The sequence below is a fragment of the Rhodopila sp. genome (genome assembly GCF_035548095.1).
In the GTDB taxonomy this organism is placed as follows: domain Bacteria; phylum Pseudomonadota; class Alphaproteobacteria; order Acetobacterales; family Acetobacteraceae; genus Rhodopila.
Genome location: NZ_DASZUV010000028.1, coordinates 133,233 through 155,144 on the forward strand (window position 1 = coordinate 133,233; position 21,912 = coordinate 155,144).

Here is a 21,912-nt window from a genome sequence, read left to right on the forward strand (position 1 = left end):
GCCGTCATGAACCAGGAAACCACGTCGGGGGAGGCCACGCCGGCCACACCCCGCCCCGCCGCCACGATCCTTCTGCTGCGCGACGGGCCCGGCGGGCTGGAGGTCTTCATGGTGGTGCGCCACCACGCGATCGATTTCGCGTCCGGCGCGCTGGTGTTCCCCGGCGGGCGCGTGGACGACGCCGATCACGATTTCGCGTCCCGCCTGGGCACGCATGCGCGGACCGGCCACGCCGACGCCTTCCGCGTCGCCGCGATCCGGGAGACGTTCGAGGAATGCGGCGTCCTGCTCGCCCGCCCGGCCGGCGCATTGTCCCTCGTCGGCGCCGACACGCTGCGCAATGTCTCCGCCCGGCATCGCTCGGCGCTGAATGCCGGCACGACCGGCTTCGAGGCGATCCTGCGGCAGGAGAAGCTGGAGCCTGCGACGGACACGCTGGTGCATTTCGCCCATTGGATCACCCCGGCAAACCAGCCCAAGCGCTATGACACGCAGTTCTTCCTGGCCGCGGCCCCGCCTGAGCACCTGGCGGTGCATGACGGGTCGGAAGCCGTGGACTCGGTCTGGATCAACCCCGCCAGGGCCCTCGCCGACACGTTGGCCGGCCGCTTCAAGCTGGTCTTCGCGACCGCCAAGAACCTGGAGAAGCTGTCACGCTGGAATTCGGTCGCCGACGCGCTGGCCGCCGCCCGCGCCACGGCCGTCGTCACGGTGCAGCCCCACCCGACGAAGCTGGAGGATGGCCGGCGCCTGTTGCGCATCCCGGCCGAGGCGGATTACGGCGGCACCGAGTTCATCGTCGACCTGCCGCCGGCGTCATAGCGCATGATGGGATGGAAGAGGGGCAAAGCCGGGGCTTGGGATGCGAGCCGCCGCCCCGGCGATCGCAACACCGCGCGCGCCGACTGGCGAGGAAGGCGCCCGCCTTGCGAAGTCCCCCCGCCTCGCGAAGTCTCCTGCCTAGCGAAGTCTCCGGGCGCCGTGCCGCTATCGGTTACCAATCGGAACTTTCGCGTCGCAGCATCAGCGTAATGTCAATGCATCCGTGGGCGTCGTTACGATTCAGCGTAAACTTGAATTCAGGCGACCATGCGGATCGGCGCGCGAGCTTCGAACGCCTCGGCGAAACGGGTGCACAACTCCGCGGCATCCTGTTCGTCGGGCTCATCGACACGCAGATACAGTTGGTCGGTCAGACGTTCATACAGCCCCTCACCATTGCGCGTGAAAAAACGCGTACCCGGTACCGGGGTCCAGACGTTCTTCATGGTCATCCCTCCTGAACTGGCATGCCGCCTCTTTTTTCGGGTCGAGAGGCCAACCGAGGCGTTAAACGTCCGCGCCAGCACTTCCGCCAAATTCACGCGGTTGTCAATACTCCTTCGGCGAAAGGAAATCAGGCCTGGCATGCTTGAGCCCCGGCAGTAATGCCGGACTGTAGACATGGCTGTTTTGTGTGCGCCGCAGCATAACGGGACCGTGACACAAGCGTTGCAGCTTGGCCGGCCGCCGCGTCCGATTGTTACAGGATCAGGGGCAGGCCGATGATCCGCCCCGGCATCCCGTCGGGGCCGGTGGCGGGACATTGTGCGAAGTCCGCCATTTTCGTTACTTGATCCGTATGAGCAAGCCATGACGGCGGCTCCGCGGCCACCTGGTCCTGCCCGTGCTGTCCACCATCGCGTGCTGTCCACCGTCGCGTGCTGTCCACCATCCTGCGAGAAGCCGCGCGCCGCGCCGCGATCCCCCCGCCGCATGGTGCCGGCGGCGGGGTGAAGGGCCTGCGCCTAATCCTCGGCGACGATCGGATTGCGCAGCACGCCGATGCCGGAAATCTCCACCTCGATCGTGTCACCCGGCCGCATCCACAAAGGCGGGTTCTGGTAGGCGCCGACGCCGCCCGTCGTGCCGGTGGCGATCACGTCCCCAGGCTCCAGCTGCGTGAAGGTCGAGCAGTATTCGATCAGGGTCGGAATATCGAAGCACAGATCGTCGATCGTCGCATGCTGCTGTTCGACGCCGTTCAGCCGGCTCATGAGATGCGCCTTGGTGATGTCGCCCACTTCCTCGGGCGTCACGATCCATGGCCCGAAGGCACCCGACCTGAAGAAGTTCTTGCCGGGGATGAACTGGGTGGAGTGCCGCTGCCACTCACGGATCGAACCGTCATTGTAGCACGCATAGCCGGCGACCACGCCCTGCCAGTCCGCCGCCTTCACATGCCGGCAGCGGCGGCCGATCACCACCGCCAGCTCGCCTTCATAATCGAAAGTCTCCGACGCCTTCGGCCGCACCATCGCCTGGCCATGGCCGACCTGCGCGTTCGGATAGCGGGTGAAGATGATCGGCTTCGGCGGCGGCTCCCGCCCGCCCTCCTTGATGTGCGACAGGTAGTTCAGCCCGACGCACAGGATCTTCTCCGGGTCCGGGATCGGCGGCAGGAAGCTGATGTCGGACAGCTTGAAATCGGCGTGCCGCGTCGCCTCCTCGGCCAGCGAGGTGGTCGCCCACAGCGCGTGCTTCAGGCCCGGCGCCTTGTCGCCCATGTCGATCACGCCCTCGTCCTTGGCGATCCCCCAGCTCGCGGTGCCGTCCGGACGGCGGAAGCTTAATAGTTTCACGGCGACGCTCCTGTTTATTGGTCCGGCTACCGATACGACCGCGGTCAGCGGGCGGCAAGCGGGGTTGTGGAGCCCGGACCGATCCGGCATGTTGCACCGCGCAAAAGAAGCGGGGAGACAGGTGGGGTGATTCTGTTGCAGGTGGTGGTCAGCGGCCTGCTGATGGGATCCGTCTACGCCCTGTTCTCCTCCGGCCTCACGCTGATCTGGGGCATGATGAACGTCGTGAATTTCGCCCATGGCGACTTCGTCATGCTGGCGATGTACGCATCCTTCCTCGCCTTCACCCTGCTGAAACTCGGCCCCGCCATCTTCGTCCCCGGCGCCGCCGCGCTGCTGTTCATCCTTGGGGTCGTCGTCTACCTGGGTCTCGTGCGCCACGTCGCCAGGGGACCGATGCTGGCGCAGATCCTGGGCACGTTCGGCCTGGCGCTGGTGCTGCGCTATGCCGCATTCTGGGCCTTCACCGCCAATTTCGTGTCGCTGCCGGATACCTTGGTCGGCGGCACCTTCGACATCGGCGGGCTGCGCATCGAGGCGTCGCGGCTGCTGGCCGGCGTATTGGCACTGATCATCACGATCGGCATGCATCTCGTGCTGACACGCACCACGCTGGGCTCCCGCCTGCTGGCGGTGGCCGAGGACCGCAGTGCCGCCATGCTGATGGGCATTCGCCCGGACCGGATGCAGGCGCTGGCCTGGGGAGTCGGCGCCGCCTCCACCGGCGTCGCCGGCGCGCTGATCGCGCTGTTCTTCTACATCTCCCCCACCGTGGGTGAATCGCTGGCGCTGATCGCCTTCGTCGTGGTCTGCCTGGGTGGTTTCGGCAGCGTGCCGGGCGCCTTGATCGCCGGCCTGGGGATCGGGGTGATCCAGGCGCTGTCGGCCTATCTGATCGGCGCGGTGTATCAGGACGTGGTGGTCTATGCCCTGTTCCTGCTGGTGCTGTGGGTGCGGCCGCAGGGCCTGATGGGAACCAACTGACCGATGCGCCGCGCCGCTCTCCCCGCCTGGCCGCTGGTGATCGCCGCCTTCATCGTCATCGCGGCATGGCCGCTCGTCATGCAGGACGTATTCTGGCAACGCATCGGCGCGCTGGTATTGCTGGCGGCGATCTCGGCCAGCGCCTGGAACCTGCTGGGCGGCTATGCCGGTCAGGTCTCGATCGGGCACGCGGTATATTTCGGCGCCGGTGCGTACTCCTCCCTGGTGGTGTTCAACCGATGGGGCTGGCCGCCGATCGCGGGGGCACCGATCGGCGTGGTGATCTCCATGGCACTGGGAGCGGTCGTCGGCACACCCACGTTCCGCCTGCGCGGCCACTACTTCTCCATGGCGACGATCGCGGCGGCCGAGCTGGTGCGCATCCTGGCGGCAAACTGGCCGCTGGTCGGCGCGGCGGTCGGGCTGATGGGTCCGCCGGTACCGCGCGGCGCGTGGGATCTCTCGTTCATCAGCCCGCTGCCGTATCATTACATCTTCCTGGCGGTGCTGATCGTGCTGCTGAGCCTGACCTGGTGGATGACGCGCAGCCGCATGGGCTATTACCTGGCGGCGATCCGCGGCGGCGACCGGGCGGCCCGCAGCCTGGGTGTGCCGGTGCTGCGCTACAAACTATATGCGCTGCTGCTGTCGGCCGCCTTCACCTCGCTGGCTGGCTCGCTGTACGCCGTCATGGTCGGCTTTGCCGACCCGGACAGCGCGCTCGGCATCCTGATCTCGGTCAAGATGGTGATCGTCGCGGCCCTGGGCGGGGCCGGCACCCTGTTCGGCCCGCTGGCCGGCGCGGTCGTCCTGATCCCGCTGGAGGAAACCACCAACGCGGCGTTCGGCGGCGGCGGCACCGGCATCACCTTCATCGTCTACGGCGCCATCATCCTGCTGGTCGCGCGTTTCCAGCCCGGCGGCATGGCCGCGCTGTGGCAGACGCTGATCACCCGCAAGGCCACCGGGAGTGAGTCGCGTGCTTCTTGAGGCGCGCGGCATCGTCAAGGCGTTCGGCGCCTTCCGAGCGGTGGATGGCGCCGAGCTGGAGGTGGCGGAGGGTGAGATCATCGGCCTGATCGGACCGAACGGCGCCGGCAAGAGCACGTTCTTCAACTGCCTGGCCGGCGATGCCCAGCCCACCGCCGGAACCATCCGGTTCCTGGATCGCGAGGTCACCAGGGCCACCCCCGAGGAGCACGCCCGGCTGGGGCTGGCCCGCACCTTCCAGGTGCCGGTGACGTTCGAGGACATGACGGTGGTCGACAACGTCATGGTGGGCGCCTTTCTGCGCCACGGCCACCGCACCGCCGCCCGGCGCGTCGCCGAAGAGGTGCTGGCGTTCACCGGTCTCGATGCGCTCGCCGACGCGCCGGCCCGTTCCCTGGGCACGCCCGGCCGCAAGCGGCTGGAGATCGCCAGGGCCCTGGCGACGGAGCCGAGGCTGCTGCTGCTGGATGAGGCATTGGCCGGGCTGACGCCGGCCGAGGTGCGGCTGGCGATCGAGCTGGTGCGCCGCATCCAGGCGCGCGGCGTCACCATCGTCATCGTCGAGCACATCATGGAGGTCATCCTTTCGCTGACTGGACGGGCGATCGTGTTCCACCAGGGCAAGGTCATCGCCGCCGGCGCACCGCGGGCGGTGGTGGACGATCCGGCCGTGGTCGCCGCCTATCTCGGCCATCACATGAAGCGGGTGCGGCTGTGACCGACGCGTTGCTGGAGGTCCGCAACCTGGCGGTGCGCTACGGCGACCTGATCGGCATCGCCGATGTGTCGCTGACCGTGCCCGCCGGCAAGGTCGTCGCGCTGCTGGGTTCCAACGGCGCCGGCAAGACCACGACGCTGAATGCGATCGCCGGGCTGGTGCCGCCGGCCGGTGGATCGGTCACCTGGATGGGCCAGGCGATCGGCGGCAAGCCCGCCTATGCCATCGTCGGCGGCGGCCTGGCGCTGGCACCCGAAGGCTGGCGCCTGTTCGTCCAACAGACAGTGGAGCAGAACCTGCGCCTGGGCGCCACGGTGCTGGCCGACAAGAAGCGCGTGCCGGCGCTGCTGGAACGCGTCTTCTCCTTGTTCCCGCGCCTGGCGGAGCGGCGGCGGCAGCGCGCCGGCACGCTGTCGGGCGGGGAACGGCAGATGCTGGCCACCGGCCGGGCGCTGATGAGCGATCCGAAGCTGCTGATGCTGGATGAGCCCAGCCTGGGGCTGGCGCCGGCGGTCGTCGAGTCCCTGTACGAAACGTTGGGCCAGCTGCGCCGCGACGGGCTGACCCTTCTGCTGGCGGAACAGGCTGTCGAGCTGGCGCTGGAAGTCGCCGATCATGCCTATGTGCTGCAAACCGGCCGCACGGTGCTGGAAGGCCCCGCCGCACAACTCGCCGATGATAGGGACGTGCAACGAATCTACCTGGGGCTGGAAACCACCGCCTCGTAGCCGTCTGGACGCGGCCGTACCGGCATCCTTTCACGGGATACCAGTACGCCGGAGACCTCAGCACGCAAATAATGTCCGCCTGTCCGCGCCATCCCGGCTCATTGCCGGCCGGCGCGGTCTTGCCACCCATTCGTGGTTGCGCAAACCTCGCTGATGCAACGGCCTCCGGCGGCCGAGGATAACAACGACAGGGGGACGCGACGGTGGAGGAGCTTGAAGGCAGGACCATGCGCAAGGTGATGAATCGGCTGATTCCGATCGCCATCGCCTGCTATTTCGTCAACTACCTGGACCGGGTGAACCTGTCCTTCGCCGCGCTGGAGATGAACAAGGATCTGGGTTTTTCCGCCACCGCCTATGGATTCGGCGCCGGCGTGTTCTTCGTTGCCTATTTCCTGCTGGAAACGCCGTCCAACCTGATCCTGGTAAAAGTCGGCGCGCGCAAATGGATCGCCCGCATCATGTTCACCTGGGGCCTGCTGTCGGGCGCCATGGCCTTCGTGCAGAGCGAAACCACCTTCTACCTCGTCCGGTTCCTGCTGGGTGCCGCCGAGGCCGGCTTCTTCCCCGGCATGCTGTTCTATCTGTCACTCTATTTCCCCGCCGCCTATCGCGGCCGCATGGTCAGCACGTTCATGGCCGCAAGCGCGTTCTCGGCGGTGTTCGGCGCGCCGGTCTCCAGCATCATCCTGACCTCGATGGATGGATGGCTGGGTTTCCGCGGCTGGCAATGGGTGTTCATTGTGGAAGCCATTCCCGCCCTGATCCTGTCCGTGATCGTTCTGATCGTGCTGAAGGACACACCATCCCAGGCAACCTGGCTGGCGCAGGATGAACGGGACTGGCTGGTGGCGCGTCAGGACGCGGAGCGCCGGGCGCGGGAGGCGGTGCATGACCTGTCCGTGCTGCAGGTTCTGACCAACCCGCGGGTTCTGCTGCTGGGTGTCGGCGGCTTCGGTATCGCCTATTCGATCTACGGCATCGTCTACTTCCTGCCGCAAATCGTGAAACAGTTCGGCCTGACCACGATGCAGACTGGGTTCGTCAGCGCCATTCCGTTCCTGGTCGCGGCCTTCGGGATGATCTGGTACGGCAAGCGCTCCGATCGACTGCTGGAGCGGCGCAGCCATTGCGCCATCGCCTTCATGCTGTGCGCGATCGGCCTGGTCGCGACCGCCCTGCTGCCCTCGCCGGTGCTGCGCCTCATTGCCCTGTGCGTGGCGGCCTTCGGCGCCTGGGCAACATTGCCGGTGTTCTGGGCCATGCCAACCGCGTTCCTGTCGGGCGCCGCGGCGGCGGCCGGCGTTGCCTATATCAACTCCATCGCCAACATCGCCGGCTTCGTGGGACCGTTCGTCATGGGCTGGATCAAGGACGCAACGGGCAGCTTCGATGGCGGCCTGCTGGTGATCGGCTCCGTCGCCATCGTGTCGGCGATCGCCATCCTGTGCACGGATCACGACCGCGCATTGGAGGAGACGCCGGAAAGTCTCGCGCTACGCGCGCGCCACGTCGTGATCGACGGCGACTGAGCCGTCGCCCGTCGCCCCGTCGCCCCGTCGCCCCGTCGCCCCGTCGCAAGCTCCCGAACCTTGCCGTGTCGCCGGCCTGCAAGGTCCTCAAATCGTCTTGCCGATGCCAGTCATTCATACGACGATGACTGACAACGAAGAAGCATAACGAAGGACGATAACAGGGAGGACATCCATGACGCATACGCTGCGCCGCCGGCACGTGCTCGCCGGCGGCCTTGCCGCATTGACGGCTCCATCCATCGCTCGGGGTCAGACGAAACCGGTTCGTATCGGCGTGCTGACCGACATGACAGGCGCCTATGCGGCGAACACCGGCCGGGGATCCATCACCGGAGCCCAGATGGCGATCGAGGATTTCATGCGGCAGCACCCACAGCTCAAGGTCGAGCTGGTGAGCGCGGACCTGCAGTTGAAGCCGGACGTCGCCGTGCAGATCGCGGCCACGTGGTATGACTCCGAAGGCGTCGACCTGATCACCGATGTGCCGCTGTCCTCGGCCGCCTTCGCCATCGGCGACATGGCCAAGGCAAAGGACAAGGCGGCGATCTTCACCGGCGGCGCCTCGGCGGCCATCACCGGGGAGCATTGCGGGCCGAACCACCTGCACTGGGTCTACGATACCTGGTCCATGCCGCACGGCGTGGTGGATGCCACGGTGAAAGAAGGGGGCGGCACCTGGTTCTTCATCACCGCCGACTATGCCTTCGGCCATGCGCTGGAAAAGGACGCCACCGGCTTCGTGGAAGGCGCCGGCGGGCGGGTGCTGGGCCACGCCCGGGCACCCTTCCCCGGTACCACCGATTTCTCGTCCTATCTGGTGCAGGCGAAGGCGAGCGGGGCCAAGGTCATCGGCTTCGCCAATGGCGGCGACGACACCGTGAACTGCATCAAGCAGTCGGCGGAGTTCGGCATCCAGAAAGGCGGCCAGAAGATCGCCGGCCTGCTGTTCCTGATCCATGACGTGCACGGCGTCGGCCTGAATGCCGCCCAGGGCGTGCTGCTGACGGAACCGTTCTACTGGAACATGAATGACGGCACCCGCGACTTCGGCCGCCGTTTCGCCAAGCGCATGGGCGGGAGCATGCCCGGATCAGTCCATGCCGGCCAGTATTCGGCGGTGACCCACTATCTGAAAGCGGTGCTCAAGATGGGTCCGCAGCACGCACAGGCCAGCGGACGCGCGGCGATCGACCAGATGAAGGCGCTGCCGACCCAGGATCCGCTGTTCGGGCACGGCTCGATCAGGCCGGACGGCCGCGTGATCCACGACATGTATTTGTTCGAGGTGAAGTCGCCCGCGGAATCGCGGGAAGCCTGGGACTACTACCGGCTGAAACGCACCGTGCCGGCCAGCCAGGCGTTCCGGCCGATGGACCAGGGTGGCTGCAGGATGGTGATGGAAAAGACCTGACGGCCGGCGGCGCCGGGCGCCCGCGAGGGAGCCGGCGGCCAGGAACCGCGGCGCTGAAGCGCTCAAGGATGGTCGGTTCCGCCACCCGGCTGGTCGCGGTCATCATCCGGCCGCGGCGGCGCCTCGGCACCGTATGCGCGCAAAAATACCCGGACGCCGCGCCGCGCCCGCCGCTCGATATCCTCCAGCGTGCCGCCTTCCGCCAGCCCGAACAGCAGCCGTACCGGCAGGCTTCCTTGCCACAGGCTGATCAGCTCCTCGGCCGCCTGGTTCGGGTCATCCACCACCAGTTCACCGCGCCCCGCGGCGGCGGCGATCTCCTCGGCGAGCGCTTCGCGCACCCGGCCCGGTCCGGCGGCGTAGAACCGTTCCGCCAGCGGCCGATCCGACCAGACGATGGCCGGCATCATGTGTTCCGTGGTACAGACCTCGCGCAGCATCACCGTCAACAGGCCGCGGCCGAACGCTTCCAGGCGCGCCCGCAGATCGCCGGGGGCCGAAGCCGCGAATAGGGCCAGCACCTCGGAAGAGACCGCCAGCACCACCCGTTCGAACAGCGTCTCCTTGTCGCCGAAATGGCTGTAGACCGTCATCTTGGATACGCCGGCTTCGGCAGCGACGGCTTCCATTGTCACGGCTTCATACGCCCGCATGGCGAACAGACGCCGAGCGGCATCGATGATGGCGGCTCGTTTGGCGAGGTCCTTGGGCCGGCCTGGACGGAGGGCGGGCGGGGAGAGCGAGGATGGCAGGAAGCGGGTCCCTCGAGCTGGATCGCGAAGAAATTAACTGGACTGATCGGTCCAGTATAAAGATACTGGACTCACACGCTTAGGAATTACAAGGTTCGCATGCTGGTTGTCACCTGTCGCCCGGCCTTGCCGCGCCGGCGCCTGCTTGCCTCCACCGCGGCCGGCCTGCTTCTCGGCGGCTGCGCGGTGGGACCGGACTACCAGGCCCCGGCGGCGCCAGGCAGCCAGCGCTTTACCGAACAGCAACTGCCGACCCAGACCGTTTCGACGGGCGGGGCGGGTGGCGCGGCACAACGTTTCGACCAGGGGCGCGACATTCCGGCCGACTGGTGGGCCTTGTTCCATTCGCAACAGATCACCGACCTGGTAACGCTGGCCCTGAAATCGAATCCCGATCTGGCCGCTGCGCAAGCCACCCTGCGGCAGGCGCAGGAGAATGTGCGTGCCGCCCAGGGAAGCTTGTTCCCGCAGGTCGGGTTCGACGCGCAATGGCAGCGGCAGGCCGCCCCGACCGCACAATACGGCGTGGCCGGCGGGCGCACGCTGACCTATACGTACGACAGCTACAACGTGAACGTATCCTATACGCTGGACCTGTTCGGCGGCGTGCGCCGGCAGATCGAGCAGTTGGACGCCAAGGCCGAATATCAGCACTGGGAGCTGGTCGGCGCCGACCTCACGCTGGCCGCGAACGTGGTGAACGCGGCGCTGACCGAGGCATCGTTGCGGGCCCAGATCGCCACGACTGAGGATATCATCCGGATCGCCAAGGAAGCGCTGTCGCTGACGCAGCAGCGCTTTGCGCTCGGCGCGGTCAGCCAGGCCGACGTGCTGCAGCAGCAGGCCCTGGTGGACCAGCAGGTCGCCACCCTGCCCGCCCTGCAGAAGCAGTTGCAGCAGCAACGGAACCAGATCGCGGTCTATCTGGGTGGCCGGCCGGACGGATATTCCATGGCGACACTGGACCTGAACGCGCTGACGCTGCCGGAGGACCTGCCCGTCTCATTGCCATCGAAACTGGTGGAGCAGCGGCCGGACATCCGGGCCTATGCCGCACTGCTGCACGCCGCCAGCGCCGGCGTCGGCGTGGCCATCGCGAACATGCTGCCGCAGGTGACGCTCAGCGGCGCGTACGGCCGCGGGGCGGACAATTTCTCCAACCTGTTCACGCCGGAGGGGATCGCGTGGAGCATCGCCTCCGCCATAACCCAGCCGATCTTCAAGGGTGGCACGCTGAATGCCCAGCGGCGGGCGGCCCTGGATGCGCTGGACGTGGCCGCCGCCCAGTACAGCAGCACGGTCAACGTCGCGTTCCAGAACGTAGCGGATGCCCTGGTGGCGATCGAGCGCGACGCCGAGGCACTGCAAGCCGCCGTCGCCGCCCAGAAGACCGCCGATGCCAGCCTGTCCGTCGCCCAGACGCAGTACCGTGCCGGCGGCGGCACCTATCTGAACGTGCTGACCGCGCAGCAGAGCGCGTTCAGCGCCAGGCTGTCCGTCACCAAGGCGAGAGCCACCCGCTTCAGTGATACGGTCGCGCTGTTCCAGGCATTGGGCGGCGGCTGGTGGAACCTTCCCGACACCGACACACAACTCGCCGATGCCAGCGGAGCGCAGCGATGAACGACATGACCACCCTGCCCCGCACGCAAGCCGGTCAGCGGGTGCGCAAGCCACGGCTATGGCTGCGCTACCTGGTCATGCTGGTGCTGATCGGCCTGCTCGGCGCCGGGCTGGTGTTCTTTCACCAGTTCAAATCCGGGATTCTGAACCAGATCACCGAGCAGATCCGCAACAGCGTGCCGGTGGTCGCCACCGGCAAGGCAACGCTGGCGGACTGGCAGCCGCGCCAGATCGCGTCCGGTTCGGTCCGGGCGGTGAAGGGGGCCGACATGTCGGCCGAAATCGGCGGGATCGTCGACGAGATCGACTTCGAGTCCGGCCAGGTCGTGCAGGCGGGCGCGGTGCTGCTGCGGCTGCGGCCCAACGACGATGAGGCCAAGCTGCAGCAATTGCAGGCCAACGCCGATCTGGCCGCCATCACCCTGGCGCGCGATCAGCGGCAGCTGGCCGCCAAGGCGATCGCCCAGGCAACCGTCGATACCGACATCGCCAACCTGAAGGTGGCGCGCGCCCAGGTCGCCGCGCAGCAGGCGCTGATCGCCGAGAAGACCGTCAAGGCCCCGTTCACCGGCCGGCTGGGCCTGCGGCAGGTGGATGTCGGACAATACCTGTCGCCAGGCACCGCGATCGTGACCTTGCAGCAGATCGATCCGATGTTCGTCGACTTCTATCTGCCGCAGCAGGCGCTCAGCACGTTGAAGACCGGCGAGCCGGTCGAGGTCACCTCCGATGCGTGGCCGGGCCGGACCTTCAACGGCACGCTGACCTCGTTGAACGCGCGCATCGACCCGGACAACAGGATGATCCAGGTGCGGGCAACGGTCCCGAACCCGGACGGCACGCTGGTGCCTGGCATGTACGTCACCGCCTCGGTGGCATCAGGCGCGGCGCGCAAGCTGGTCACGGTGCCCAACATGGCGGTGGCCTATAACCCGTATGGCACCCTGGTCTATGTCGTGCGGCCGGAAAAGGACAAGCAGGGCAAGGAGGTTCTGGTCGCGCACCAGCAATTCGTCACCACCGGTGATGCGCGCGGTGATCGGGTCAGCATCCTGAAGGGGCTGAAGGACGGCGATGTGATCGTGACGGCCGGCCAGCTCAAGCTCCACAACGGCTCCGTCATCGAGGTGAACAACGCCGTCGAGCCACCCGGCCCGGACGCACCCGTTCCGCAGGATCAGTAGGGATCGGCTGATGAAATTCACCGATATCTTCATCCGCCGGCCGGTCCTGGCCTGCGTCGTCAGCCTGATGCTGCTGGTGCTGGGCGTCCGGTCGTTCTATGCGCTGTCGATCCTGGAATATCCGAAGACCGAGAACGCGGTCATCACCATCCAGACGATCTATTACGGTGCCGATCCTGAAACCGTGGCCGGCTTCGTCACCACGCCGCTGGAGAACGCGATCGCCCAGGCCAACGGGATCGATACGCTGACCTCGGTCAGCAGCCCGGCGGTCAGCACGATCACCGCGAACCTGATCCTGAATTACGATCCGAACAAGGCGATCACCGAGATCACGGCCAAGATCAATTCGGTGATGAACCAGCTGCCGACGGGGGTGCAACAGCCGACGCTGTCGGTGGCGATCGGGCAATCGCTGGACGCGCTGATCATCGGCTTTTCCAGTGACATCCTGGCCCCCAATCAGATCACCGACTACCTGATCCGCAACGTGCAGCCGCGGCTGCAGTCGATTCCCGGCGTGCAGACGGCGGAGCTGCTGGGCGGGCAGAATTTCGCCATGCGGGCCTGGCTGGACCCCGAGAAGCTGGCCGCCTACGGCCTGACCGCCGCCGATGTCACCACGGCGCTGGCGGCGAACAACGTCATCGCCGGTATCGGCACCACCAAGGGTCTGATGGTGCAGTACAACCTGACCGCCTCCACCACGCTGCATTCCGCCGAGGAATTCCGCAATCTAGTGGTGAAGCAGACCAATGGCGGCATCATCCGCCTGCGCGATGTCGCTCACGTGACGCTGGGTGCGGACGACTATGACTCCGCCGTATCCTACAATGGGCAGAAGGGCGTCTATATCGGCATCAAGATCGTGCCGTCGGCCAGCCTGCTGGATGTGATCGGGCGGGTGAAGCAGGTCCTGCCATCGATCCAGGAACAGTTGCCCAGCGGCATGCGCGGCAACGTCATCTATGATTCGACGGTCTTCGTGCATAGCGCGATCTGGGAAGTCGCCCGCTCGCTGCTGGAAACCGTGGTGATCGTCACACTGGTGGTATTCGCCTTCCTGGGCTCGCCACGCTCCGTGCTGATCCCCGTGATCACCATCCCGCTGTCGCTGATCGGCACGCTGACCTTCATGCTGGTCTTCGGTTTTTCCATCAACCTGCTGTCGCTGCTGGCGCTCGTATTGTCGATCGGGCTGGTGGTCGATGACGCGATCATCGTGGTGGAAAGCGTCAACCGCCACCTGGAGGAGGGAATGAGTCCCAAGGACGCCGCGATCAAGGCGGCGCGGGACCTCGCCAACCCGATCATCGCCATGACCGTGGTGCTGATCGCGGTGTACGTGCCGATCGGCTTCCAGGGCGGCCTGACCGGCGCGCTGTTCACCGAGTTCGCGTTCACCGTCGTCGGCGCCGTGACCATGTCGGCGATCATCGCATTGACCCTGTCGCCGATGATGTGCAGCCGCCTGCTGAAGCCGCGCGACACCGGCAAGCTGGGCTGGGGAGACCGGCTGACCCTGCGCATCGAGCGCGGCTTCGGCGTGATCGAGCGTGGCTACGAGCGGACGCTTCGTGGCAGCCTGCGTACCCGTTCCGTCATGCTGGCCTTCGGCCTCATCGTCATCGGCAGCATCTATTTCCTGTACACCACCTCCGATGCCGAACTGGCACCGCAGGAGGATCAGGGCGTCGTCATCCTGATGCCGACCTCGGCCCCCGATGCGACGCTGCAGCAGAAGATGCTGTTCGGCGACCAGGTGCAGTCGATCCTGTCACAGGTTCCGGAACGCGATCAGAGCTTCCAGGTGGAAAGCCCGAGCCTGTCGATCGCGGGTGTCACGCTGAAGCCGTGGGATGAGCGCACGCGCACGGCGGGCGAGATCCAGCAGCAGTTGCAGGGTGAGCTGAACAAGGTGACGGGCCAGAGGATCGCGGCCTTTGAGCCGCCGGCCCTGCCGGGGGCCCAGGGCTTCCCGATCCAGTTCGTGCTGAAGTCGACCATGCCGCTGTCGCAACTTTATCCGATCGCGCAGAAATTCCTGGCCGACGCGCAGGCAAGCGGGTTGTTTCTGTTCATCGACAGCGACCTGAAGATCGACGCACCGCAGCAGGTCATCGAAATCGATCGCGACAAGGCCGCGCAGCTTGGCCTGTCGATGTCGCAGGTTGGACAGGCATTGGGGGCGCTGCTGGGCGGCGCCTATACCAACTACTTCAGCCTGGACTCGCGCTCCTACAAGGTGATCTCCCAGGTGCAGCAGCGGCATCGGCTCACCGTCGACCAGGTGATGCGGTACCCGATCGCCACGGTGAATGGCGCACCGGTCCCGGTCTCCGCCATCGCGCGTGTGCGGGCCGAGACGGTGCCGCAGACCATTCCGCATTTCCAACAGCTGAACGCGGCCACGATCTCCGGCGTGATGTCGCTGGGCGTGCCGCAGGCCACGGCGTTCGAGGCACTGCAGGATCTCGCCAGGCGCACGCTGCCGCCGGACGTGCTGATCGACTATGCCGGCCCGCTGCGGCAATACGTGCAGGAGAGCAGCAATTTCGCCGCGACCTTCGGCCTGGCGCTGATCATCATCTTCCTGGCGCTGGCGGCACTGTTCGAGAGCTTCCGCGACCCGCTGGTGATCCTGGTGTCGATCCCGATGTCGGTGGCCGGCGCGTTGCTGTTCATCAACCTCGGACTCGGCCGCGCCTCTCTGAACATCTATACGGATGTCGGTCTTGTGACCCTGATGGGGCTGATCAGCAAGCACGGCATCCTGATCGTGGAGGTGGCGAACGAGGCGCAGATCGCCGGCATGTCGAAGCTGGATGCGATCATCCATGCCGCGCATCTGCGACTGCGGCCGATCCTGATGACGACGGCGGCGATGGTGCTGGGCGTGGTGCCGCTGATCCTGGCCACCGGCGCCGGCGCGGCGTCCCGCTTCAATATGGGCCTGGTGATCGGCGGCGGCTTATCGATCGGCACGCTGTTCACCCTGTTCGTGCTGCCGTCGGTCTACATGCTGATTGCCGCAAACCATCACAAGGAACCGGTGGAGCACGCCGAGGGCGCGGTCAGCCGGATATAGACCATCCGCAAAAACGCGCGGAGGCATTGCGTGCGATACGATGCCATTTTCGCCCCGACGGGATGACACCCTTCAGACCGGCGTGTCCCGGCACCCCGTGACCGAGCGGCCCAACCCGCCGAGGCCGCGTGCGCCGATCGGCTGTGGGTTGCCCTTTCACCCCACCAGAGGCGGCCGCTTCGACCGGTGGTCTGTTGCCTTCTCGAACGCGTCGGCGACCTGAAACACCGTCGCCTCCTGGAACGGCTTGCCGACGATCTGCATCGACACCGGCAAGCCGGCCGGCCCGAAGCCGGAGCAGACCGCAATCGCCGGGTAGCCGGCCACATTGAACGGGATGGTGAAATTCGGGGCGGCGAACACGTCCCAGCGGGGCACACCGTCCAACTTCGGTGCCTCATTCGGCGCGCCGGCGGTGATCACCACGTCCAGTTCGGCCATTGCCGCGCGCAGTTCCGTCCGCAGCTCACGCCGACGCCGCACCGCCTGCACGTAGTCGACGCCCGACACCAACGCGCCCAGCATCAGCCGGCGCTGCACACGCTCCGAGAAATCGTTCAGCCGGGTGCGCGCCCACTCCTCATACGCGGCGGCGCGCTCGGTGATCGAAATCAGCGATCCGCAGGCGTGCCAATCCTGCAGCGGCGACAGGGTGACATCGCTGATCGCGGCGCCCTGGTCGCGGAACAGCGCGACCGCGTCGTCGATGCCTTTTTGCACCGACGGCGCGACCTTCAGGTCCTGCTCATGGAAATGGCGGATGACGCCGATGCGCACGCCTTTCAGGCTGTTGCCGATCAGCGCCGTATAATCCGGCACCGGTTGCGTTGCGCTGGCCGGATCGGCGGCATCGGGGCCGGCCAGGACTTGCAGCATCATCGCGCAGTCCTCGGCGGTCCAGGCCATCGGACCGATATGGTCCAGGCTGAACGCCGCCGGCGCCACGCCGGCGCGCGATACCACGCCGTAGGTCGGCTTGATGCCGGCGATGCCGCACAGCGCGGCGGGGCCACGGATCGAGCCGCCGGTATCCGTGCCGATGCCGCATAGAATCATCCCGCTGGCAACCGCCGCGGCGGTGCCGCTGGAGGACCCGGCGGTGAAGTGCGCCGGGTTCCAGGGGTTGGCCGCCGGCGGCTTCGGCAGATCGAAGGACGGGCCGCCATCCGCGAATTCATGCGTCGTCAGCTTGCCCATCAGCACCGTTCCCGCCGCCGCCAGCCTGGCGGCGCAGGTGGCGTCCTTCTGCGGGATGTTGTCCTGCAAAATCTTCGACTGGCACGTGGTGGGGATGCCGGCCGTATCGACGATATCCTTCAATCCCATCGGTATGCCGTGCAACGGGCTGATCGGGCCATCGCGCATGATCGCCGCCTCCGCCGTCCTGGCATCGGCCAGCGCCCGTTCCTCGGTCACCACCACGAAAGCGTGCAGCGTATCGTCATGTGCCTCGATGCGTGTCAGGCACTCGGTCGTCAGCTCGACCGGCGAGAGCTTCCTGCCGGCGATCAGCCGAGCGGCTTCGGCGAGGGTGGGAATGGTCATCCCAGATCCTCCTCGTTGAAACCGAACGTGTGAGCCGGTTCGGCCATATGGCCGCGCTTTTGCCGCACCCGCGCCTTCATCGCCGCCAGCGAGTCATGGATGCCGACCAGATCGGCCTTCTCGGCATCCGTCAAATCGAGCCCGGCCGCTGCCAGCAAATAGGCAAGCGCGGGGTCGGTCAGCGTCGGTGGCATGCGTCAATCCCCCAATGGCTGTCGGATTTTAATGCGGTGCAACAAGCATGATCCCGAACAGTCCCCGAAGCAACCACAAGCCGCAACAACAAGGCACGGCCATCAGGCGCGGCCATCGGAACGACCGTCAGACAGCAGCCGTCAGGCGGCGGCCGCCGGCGACTGAAGCCGGCTACGGATTGGTGTCCAGCCAGCCGATCGACCGGACGAAATCGTCTTCATCACGCTGGCCGGGCTGGTGCGGCGGTGAGACGGCCTGGTTGTTGACCAGCACCACATCCGGCGATCGTTGGTAATCCGGATGCGGCGCCGTATCCGTCAGCGGATCGGGCGCGGCGGTATCGAAATCCGGTGCCGTTACGATATCGATCAGCACCGCCACGGCCGCGTCACGCGGATGGCCCTGGGCCACGATGTCCCGCACCAGGGCGTTGATGCGCGGGCGAAGGAAGTCGTGGATCGGCGTGTTGCTGGCCATGGCGCTGTCTCCTGCTTCTTCTCTGAAGATAGCCATGCATTGCAGCCATTCAAAGGGATGCGGTTTGCCGGAGGACGCCGTGCCACGCCACGGCGCGCTCCAGCACACCCGGATGCAACGCCGCGTCGCGCCGCGCGTTTCCGTCCAGAACGACAAGGAGCGATAATGCCGACCCCGATCCCACCAGTGACCCCCGAACCCGATCCCGGCCCTGACCAGGCGCCAGGCACGCCGCCGGAAAACCCGACACCGGGTCCTGACATGCCGCCCGAGGTACCCATTCCGCCGCCCGGCATCGAAGCGCCACCGAACTCGCCGCCCCGGCCGATCGTGGCGTGAGGAATCCGGACGCCTGGACGCCCGCCCTCGCGGTACCTGGCCGGGTTGCGTTCCCGCAGCCGCAGGCGAAGGCGCCACGCAAGGATCGATGAAACCAGGCTGGGAAACCAGGCTGGGAAGAAAACCAGGCTGGGAAAACCAGGCTGGCCCGCTGTCCACCGCCGCGCTAAAAGCGTGGCGGATCGGTTCCGCTGATCGCGTACGCCAAGAAAAACGAATCTCGACGGGGAGACGACCATGCCAGCCCGCACCGGCGCCCAGTTCCTGGCCGGCCTTCGCGATCGCCGCGCCCTGTGGCTTGGTGACCAGCGGGTCACCGATCCGCTGGACCACCCGGCGCTACGCGGCGCGGCCCTGGCGATCGCCAAAACGTTTGACCTGCACTACACCTGTCCGGACGACTGCCTGACGCCGGACCCCGAAACCGGGGAGCCGATCGCCGTCAGCCACATCATCCCGCGCGGCAAGGCCGACCTGAAGCAACGGCATCGTGGCTTGCGCCGCGTCGCCGCGTTCTCCGTCGGGCTGATGGGCCGCACACCGGACTACATGAACGTCACCTATGCGGGCTTCGCCGGCCGTTCCGACGAATGGGGCGCCAACGGAAACGAGGAAGGCGCCGCCAACCTGGTCGCGTTTCAGAAGGCGCTGCGACGGCAGGATCTCAGCCTCACACATACGCTGATCCACGCGACGGTGGACAAGTCGAAGGGCCACGTTCCCGTCGGATTCGACGACACCCAGTTGCACAAGGTCGAGGACACCGAGCACGGCATCCTGGTCCGCGGCGCGCGGGTGCTGGCAACCCTGGCGCCGTTCGCGGACGAGCTGGCGGTATATCCCAGCCAGCCGATGCCGGATGCCAGCGGGCGCCACGCCTTGTCGTTCTGCGTCCGCATGGATACGCCGGGCCTGAAATTCCTGTGCCGCGACAGTTTCTCCGCGCCGGATAACCGGTTCGACCACCCGATGTCCGGCCGCTTCGACGAACAGGACGCTTTCGTCATATTCGACAATGTGGAGGTGCCGCGGAACCGCGTGTTCATCGACGGCAACCTGCCCGTCTACAACTCGGTGATGTCGTCGAGCTGGCGCGGCAACGCCATGCACCAGACGATGATCAGGGCGTGGACGAAGCTGGAGTTCGCCTGGGGCCTGGCGACCCGCATGGCCGATGCGATCGGCGCGAACGATCCTGCTACGCAACAGATGCTGGGCGAGATCTGGAGCTATGCGGAACTCTGCAAGGCCGCTGTGCATTCCGGGGAGGAAGGCGCCTACGAATACGGCAACGGCGCCTGGTTCCTGGATCACAAGCCGCTGGATGCGCTGCGCGCCGTGCTGCCCTACTGGTTCCCGCGGGTGAATGAGATCATCCGGCTGATCGGTTCCCATAACGTGCTGTGCACGCCGACGGCGGCGCAGTTCGCAGACCCGGTGCTGCGGCCGCTGATCGACAAATATCTGCGCGGCGCCGGGGACACCACCGCCGAAACGCGCGCCAGGCTGTTCCGCCTGGCCTGGGATTTCGCCGCCAGCGCGCTGGGCAGCCGGAATGAGCAATATGAGCGGTTCTATCTGACCTCGGGCGCGCGCAACCGCATGGCCGTGCAGATGCGCGCACAGCGGGACGAAGCCTATCGCCTGGTTGACCGCTTCCTGACCGAGGACGTCTGATCCATGGGCGTTTGATTCATGAGAGTTTGATCCGGGTCGTCCGATCGGTGGGCGTCCGCCGGGACCGCCCGCGCCGCCTCTGCCGGTTCGGACCATGGCGACCAGGGGTCGGCCGCCGTGCATCCGAAGCCCGCCGCCATGCGTTCCCAGGTCTGGAGATGTGATCCATGGCCCTCTCGCAGTCCTCGCTGCCGGCCCGTGCCGCGCGGGACGTGGCGATCGTGTTGATCGTCATGGCCGTGCTGCTGTTCGGTTCGGCGGGCACGCTGGCATGGTGGCCGGCCTGGCTGTTCCTGGCGGTCTACCTGGCCTGGACCGCCCTGACGTCGCGGTGGCTGTTCCGCCACGATCGCGCGCTGTTTGAACGGCGGATGCGCGGCGGTCCGCTGCGTGAGCCTGATCCCCGGCAGAAGATCATCATGACCCTGGCCTCGATCGGTTTCGGAGCGCTGCTGGTGCTTCCGGGCCTGGACCGTCGCTTCCTATGGTCGCATGCTTCAGCCTGGCTGCCGATCGCCGGCAATCTGCTGCTGTCGGCGGGCTGGATCGGCATCCTGCTGGTGTTTCGGGAGAATTCCTTCGGCGCCGCGACCGTCGAGGTGATGCCCGGTCAGACGGTCATTTCCTCCGGCCCCTACGCGGTTGTGCGCCATCCGATGTACGCCGTCGCGCTGCTGATGCTGGCCGGCATCCCGTTGGCGCTGGGATCCTGGCGTGGCCTGGCGGCGTTCCTGCTGATCATCCCCGCCCTGATCTGGCGCTTGCTGGAGGAGGAGCGGCTGCTGACGCGGGATCTGCCGGGCTATCCGGATTACACGCGCAAGGTCCGGTATCGGCTGGTCCCGGGAGTCTGGTAGACTCGCGATCCCGGGGAACGAGCCTGGGAAGGACCGGTCATCCGTTGGTGGACCGGCTGGTGATCACCTGGCCGTATGTCCGCATGGGACGATCGTCCGGCGCCGCGCGTGACGGGTTCAACAGGTAGGGCCGCAGATGGTGGGTCCGGTGACAATAGGTCCCCAGGAAGACGGCGTTCATGACGCGATGAAAGATGCCGTCCTTCAGGTCCAGGATCATGAATCCGCCCGCCGGATCGGGGCGATGGGTCATGTAGTTGACATGCGCGAACAGCATCAGCTCGGCGATGTATAGCGGCACGAACAAATAGGCGAACAGCATCGGCCGCAACAGAACCAGCAGCAGCAGCACCCGCATCAGAAACGCCAGGGGGATCAGGGTGCGGGTGATCCGGCTCAACCAGGGATAACGCCCGTCCCGGCCTGCCCAGAGATCAGCGTACAGGCGGTTCATGCAGGCCACCAATGTCGGGACCATGCCGTTGAGATAGGCGGGGAAGGACAGGTGGCCCGGTGGATGCGGATCGCGCAGCGGGTCGTCCGGGTACCGGTGGTGCGCGAGGTGCGGGATCAGGAACGTTGCATAGCCGGTCAGCAGCAGCACGCCGCAGACCTCACCGACGATCCGGTTGACCCAGCGCGGACGGAAGGCCTGGTGCGACGCGGTGTGGATCGCCACCGCGGCGTAGCAGCCCAGGAACAGGCCGGACACTGCCAGCGGCGGCAGCAGCAACCGGTTCGCCGGCGTGTCCAAACCGAAACAGACGGCGGAGAAGCCCAGTGCCGCCACGGCTTGCAGGTAGAAATTCGGCAGCACCAGCAGGGCGGCGGCGGCAAACCATCCCCAATGGATGGCAGCGACGCCCGGGATCGTCGCATGGAAGCGGATGATCAGCGCGCACAGGACGATGCTGCCGACGGAATAGCGGATCAGGAAGAAGGGGTCCGCTCGATACCTGTTCCACATGGGTCTGCCCCGCTGGTCCCTGTGGCCGAACGTGACACCGATTGGTTGAGAAATGATTACCCGAACAGACGATCATAGGATCATCGGATCATGCGGATCGGAAACGGCCCCGGAACGGCCTTGGCTGACCATCCGCCGCTCCTTCCGCTCCGACACACCCGTCCGCGTGAGGCGAACGGACCCGTCCGCGTGGCGGGCGCTTCCGCCGCTGTATCGCTCCG

20 protein-coding genes are annotated in these 21,912 nt (G+C 66.5%); 13 read left to right on the plus strand and 7 right to left on the minus strand.

What is annotated here, in order from left to right:
• Positions 1-6: 6 nt before the first annotated feature.
• Positions 7-822 (plus strand): NUDIX hydrolase, encoded by an 816-nt coding sequence (locus VHC04_RS19900; protein WP_325684476.1) that lies wholly within the window; start codon positions 7-9, stop codon positions 820-822.
• A 257-nt stretch (positions 823-1,079) separates the two neighbouring features.
• Here VHC04_RS19900 and VHC04_RS19905 read toward each other — a convergent pair whose 3' ends face one another.
• Positions 1,080-1,268, minus strand: a complete 189-nt coding sequence (locus VHC04_RS19905) for a hypothetical protein (RefSeq protein ID WP_325684477.1) — start codon at positions 1,266-1,268, stop codon at positions 1,080-1,082.
• A gap of 519 nt (positions 1,269-1,787) precedes the next feature.
• Positions 1,788-2,621 (minus strand): fumarylacetoacetate hydrolase family protein, encoded by an 834-nt coding sequence (locus VHC04_RS19910; RefSeq protein ID WP_325684478.1) that lies wholly within the window; start codon positions 2,619-2,621, stop codon positions 1,788-1,790.
• A 126-nt stretch (positions 2,622-2,747) separates the two neighbouring features.
• On the opposite strand from VHC04_RS19910, the gene VHC04_RS19915 reads away from it, so the two are divergent.
• The 6 genes from VHC04_RS19915 to VHC04_RS19940 all read left to right on the plus strand — a co-directional run bounded on the left by VHC04_RS19915 (position 2,748) and on the right by VHC04_RS19940 (position 8,987).
• On the plus strand, positions 2,748-3,605 hold the full coding sequence (locus VHC04_RS19915) for a branched-chain amino acid ABC transporter permease (protein ID WP_325684479.1): 858 nt from the start codon (positions 2,748-2,750) through the stop codon (positions 3,603-3,605).
• A gap of 3 nt (positions 3,606-3,608) precedes the next feature.
• Complete coding sequence (locus VHC04_RS19920; RefSeq protein WP_325684480.1) at positions 3,609-4,595, plus strand: branched-chain amino acid ABC transporter permease; 987 nt, start codon at positions 3,609-3,611, stop codon at positions 4,593-4,595.
• Entirely contained in the window at positions 4,585-5,313 is a 729-nt protein-coding gene (locus VHC04_RS19925; protein WP_325684481.1) for an ABC transporter ATP-binding protein, read from the plus strand. The genes VHC04_RS19920 and VHC04_RS19925 overlap by 11 nt, the downstream gene beginning before the upstream one ends.
• Positions 5,310-6,041 carry an ABC transporter ATP-binding protein gene (locus tag VHC04_RS19930; protein ID WP_325684482.1) on the plus strand — a complete coding sequence of 244 codons (732 nt, stop codon included), beginning with the start codon at positions 5,310-5,312 and terminating at the stop codon, positions 6,039-6,041. Before VHC04_RS19925 ends, VHC04_RS19930 begins: the two co-directional genes overlap by 4 nt.
• Before the next feature lie 227 nt (positions 6,042-6,268).
• Positions 6,269-7,573: an MFS transporter gene (locus tag VHC04_RS19935; protein WP_325684483.1), complete on the plus strand. Its 1,305-nt coding sequence runs from the start codon at positions 6,269-6,271 to the stop codon at positions 7,571-7,573.
• Between the two features lie 175 nt (positions 7,574-7,748).
• Positions 7,749-8,987 carry an ABC transporter substrate-binding protein gene (locus tag VHC04_RS19940; RefSeq protein WP_325684484.1) on the plus strand — a complete coding sequence of 413 codons (1,239 nt, stop codon included), beginning with the start codon at positions 7,749-7,751 and terminating at the stop codon, positions 8,985-8,987.
• Between the two features lie 62 nt (positions 8,988-9,049).
• On the opposite strand, the gene VHC04_RS19945 is transcribed toward VHC04_RS19940, so the two are convergent.
• Positions 9,050-9,739, minus strand: a complete 690-nt coding sequence (locus tag VHC04_RS19945; protein WP_325684626.1) for a TetR/AcrR family transcriptional regulator — start codon at positions 9,737-9,739, stop codon at positions 9,050-9,052.
• 99 nt (positions 9,740-9,838) lie between these two features.
• Between VHC04_RS19945 and VHC04_RS19950 the strand changes: the two genes are divergently transcribed.
• Genes VHC04_RS19950 through VHC04_RS19960 form a run of 3 tightly spaced genes read left to right on the plus strand, consistent with a single transcriptional unit; the run spans position 9,839 to position 15,634 of the window.
• A complete protein-coding gene (locus tag VHC04_RS19950; protein WP_325684485.1) occupies positions 9,839-11,362 on the plus strand; it encodes an efflux transporter outer membrane subunit in 1,524 nt (507 codons plus the stop codon).
• Positions 11,359-12,546, plus strand: a complete 1,188-nt coding sequence (locus VHC04_RS19955; RefSeq protein WP_325684486.1) for an efflux RND transporter periplasmic adaptor subunit — start codon at positions 11,359-11,361, stop codon at positions 12,544-12,546. Before VHC04_RS19950 ends, VHC04_RS19955 begins: the two co-directional genes overlap by 4 nt.
• A 10-nt stretch (positions 12,547-12,556) precedes the next feature.
• Complete coding sequence (locus VHC04_RS19960; RefSeq protein WP_325684487.1) at positions 12,557-15,634, plus strand: efflux RND transporter permease subunit; 3,078 nt, start codon at positions 12,557-12,559, stop codon at positions 15,632-15,634.
• A gap of 156 nt (positions 15,635-15,790) precedes the next feature.
• Here VHC04_RS19960 and VHC04_RS19965 read toward each other — a convergent pair whose 3' ends face one another.
• The 3 genes from VHC04_RS19965 to VHC04_RS19975 form a co-directional block, all read right to left on the minus strand.
• On the minus strand, positions 15,791-17,179 hold the full coding sequence (locus tag VHC04_RS19965) for an amidase (protein WP_325684488.1): 1,389 nt from the start codon (positions 17,177-17,179) through the stop codon (positions 15,791-15,793).
• Positions 17,176-17,373 (minus strand): hypothetical protein, encoded by a 198-nt coding sequence (locus tag VHC04_RS19970; RefSeq protein WP_325684489.1) that lies wholly within the window; start codon positions 17,371-17,373, stop codon positions 17,176-17,178. The genes VHC04_RS19965 and VHC04_RS19970 overlap by 4 nt, the downstream gene beginning before the upstream one ends.
• Positions 17,374-17,545: 172 nt before the next feature.
• Positions 17,546-17,851 (minus strand): hypothetical protein, encoded by a 306-nt coding sequence (locus VHC04_RS19975; RefSeq protein WP_325684490.1) that lies wholly within the window; start codon positions 17,849-17,851, stop codon positions 17,546-17,548.
• A gap of 165 nt (positions 17,852-18,016) precedes the next feature.
• Here VHC04_RS19975 and VHC04_RS19980 point away from each other — a divergent pair, with 165 nt between their 5' ends.
• The 3 genes from VHC04_RS19980 to VHC04_RS19990 all read left to right on the plus strand — a co-directional run bounded on the left by VHC04_RS19980 (position 18,017) and on the right by VHC04_RS19990 (position 20,724).
• A complete protein-coding gene (locus tag VHC04_RS19980) occupies positions 18,017-18,190 on the plus strand; it encodes a hypothetical protein (protein ID WP_325684491.1) in 174 nt (57 codons plus the stop codon).
• A 237-nt stretch (positions 18,191-18,427) separates the two neighbouring features.
• Positions 18,428-19,867: a 4-hydroxyphenylacetate 3-hydroxylase family protein gene (locus tag VHC04_RS19985; protein ID WP_325684492.1), complete on the plus strand. Its 1,440-nt coding sequence runs from the start codon at positions 18,428-18,430 to the stop codon at positions 19,865-19,867.
• Between the two features lie 167 nt (positions 19,868-20,034).
• On the plus strand, positions 20,035-20,724 hold the full coding sequence (locus VHC04_RS19990; RefSeq protein WP_325684493.1) for a methyltransferase family protein: 690 nt from the start codon (positions 20,035-20,037) through the stop codon (positions 20,722-20,724).
• Positions 20,725-20,761: 37 nt separating this feature from the next.
• On the opposite strand, the gene VHC04_RS19995 is transcribed toward VHC04_RS19990, so the two are convergent.
• A complete protein-coding gene (locus tag VHC04_RS19995) occupies positions 20,762-21,691 on the minus strand; it encodes a fatty acid desaturase (protein ID WP_325684494.1) in 930 nt (309 codons plus the stop codon).
• Positions 21,692-21,912 lie beyond the last annotated feature (221 nt).

Excerpts from the sequence above, each read along its gene's own strand:
- VHC04_RS19900 (WP_325684476.1), top strand. The coding sequence starts at position 7 with ATGAACCAGGAAACCACGTCGGGGGAGGCCACGCCGGCCACACCCCGC.
- VHC04_RS19905 (WP_325684477.1), bottom strand. The coding sequence starts at position 1,268 with ATGAAGAACGTCTGGACCCCGGTACCGGGTACGCGTTTTTTCACGCGC.
- VHC04_RS19920 (WP_325684480.1), top strand. The coding sequence starts at position 3,609 with ATGCGCCGCGCCGCTCTCCCCGCCTGGCCGCTGGTGATCGCCGCCTTC.
- VHC04_RS19935 (WP_325684483.1), top strand. The coding sequence starts at position 6,269 with ATGCGCAAGGTGATGAATCGGCTGATTCCGATCGCCATCGCCTGCTAT.
- VHC04_RS19940 (WP_325684484.1), top strand. The coding sequence starts at position 7,749 with ATGACGCATACGCTGCGCCGCCGGCACGTGCTCGCCGGCGGCCTTGCC.
- VHC04_RS19950 (WP_325684485.1), top strand. The coding sequence starts at position 9,839 with ATGCTGGTTGTCACCTGTCGCCCGGCCTTGCCGCGCCGGCGCCTGCTT.
- VHC04_RS19955 (WP_325684486.1), top strand. The coding sequence starts at position 11,359 with ATGAACGACATGACCACCCTGCCCCGCACGCAAGCCGGTCAGCGGGTG.
- VHC04_RS19960 (WP_325684487.1), top strand. The coding sequence starts at position 12,557 with ATGAAATTCACCGATATCTTCATCCGCCGGCCGGTCCTGGCCTGCGTC.
- VHC04_RS19965 (WP_325684488.1), bottom strand. The coding sequence starts at position 17,179 with ATGACCATTCCCACCCTCGCCGAAGCCGCTCGGCTGATCGCCGGCAGG.
- VHC04_RS19970 (WP_325684489.1), bottom strand. The coding sequence starts at position 17,373 with ATGCCACCGACGCTGACCGACCCCGCGCTTGCCTATTTGCTGGCAGCG.
- VHC04_RS19975 (WP_325684490.1), bottom strand. The coding sequence starts at position 17,851 with ATGGCCAGCAACACGCCGATCCACGACTTCCTTCGCCCGCGCATCAAC.
- VHC04_RS19980 (WP_325684491.1), top strand. The coding sequence starts at position 18,017 with ATGCCGACCCCGATCCCACCAGTGACCCCCGAACCCGATCCCGGCCCT.
- VHC04_RS19985 (WP_325684492.1), top strand. The coding sequence starts at position 18,428 with ATGCCAGCCCGCACCGGCGCCCAGTTCCTGGCCGGCCTTCGCGATCGC.
- VHC04_RS19990 (WP_325684493.1), top strand. The coding sequence starts at position 20,035 with ATGGCCCTCTCGCAGTCCTCGCTGCCGGCCCGTGCCGCGCGGGACGTG.
- VHC04_RS19995 (WP_325684494.1), bottom strand. The coding sequence starts at position 21,691 with ATGTGGAACAGGTATCGAGCGGACCCCTTCTTCCTGATCCGCTATTCC.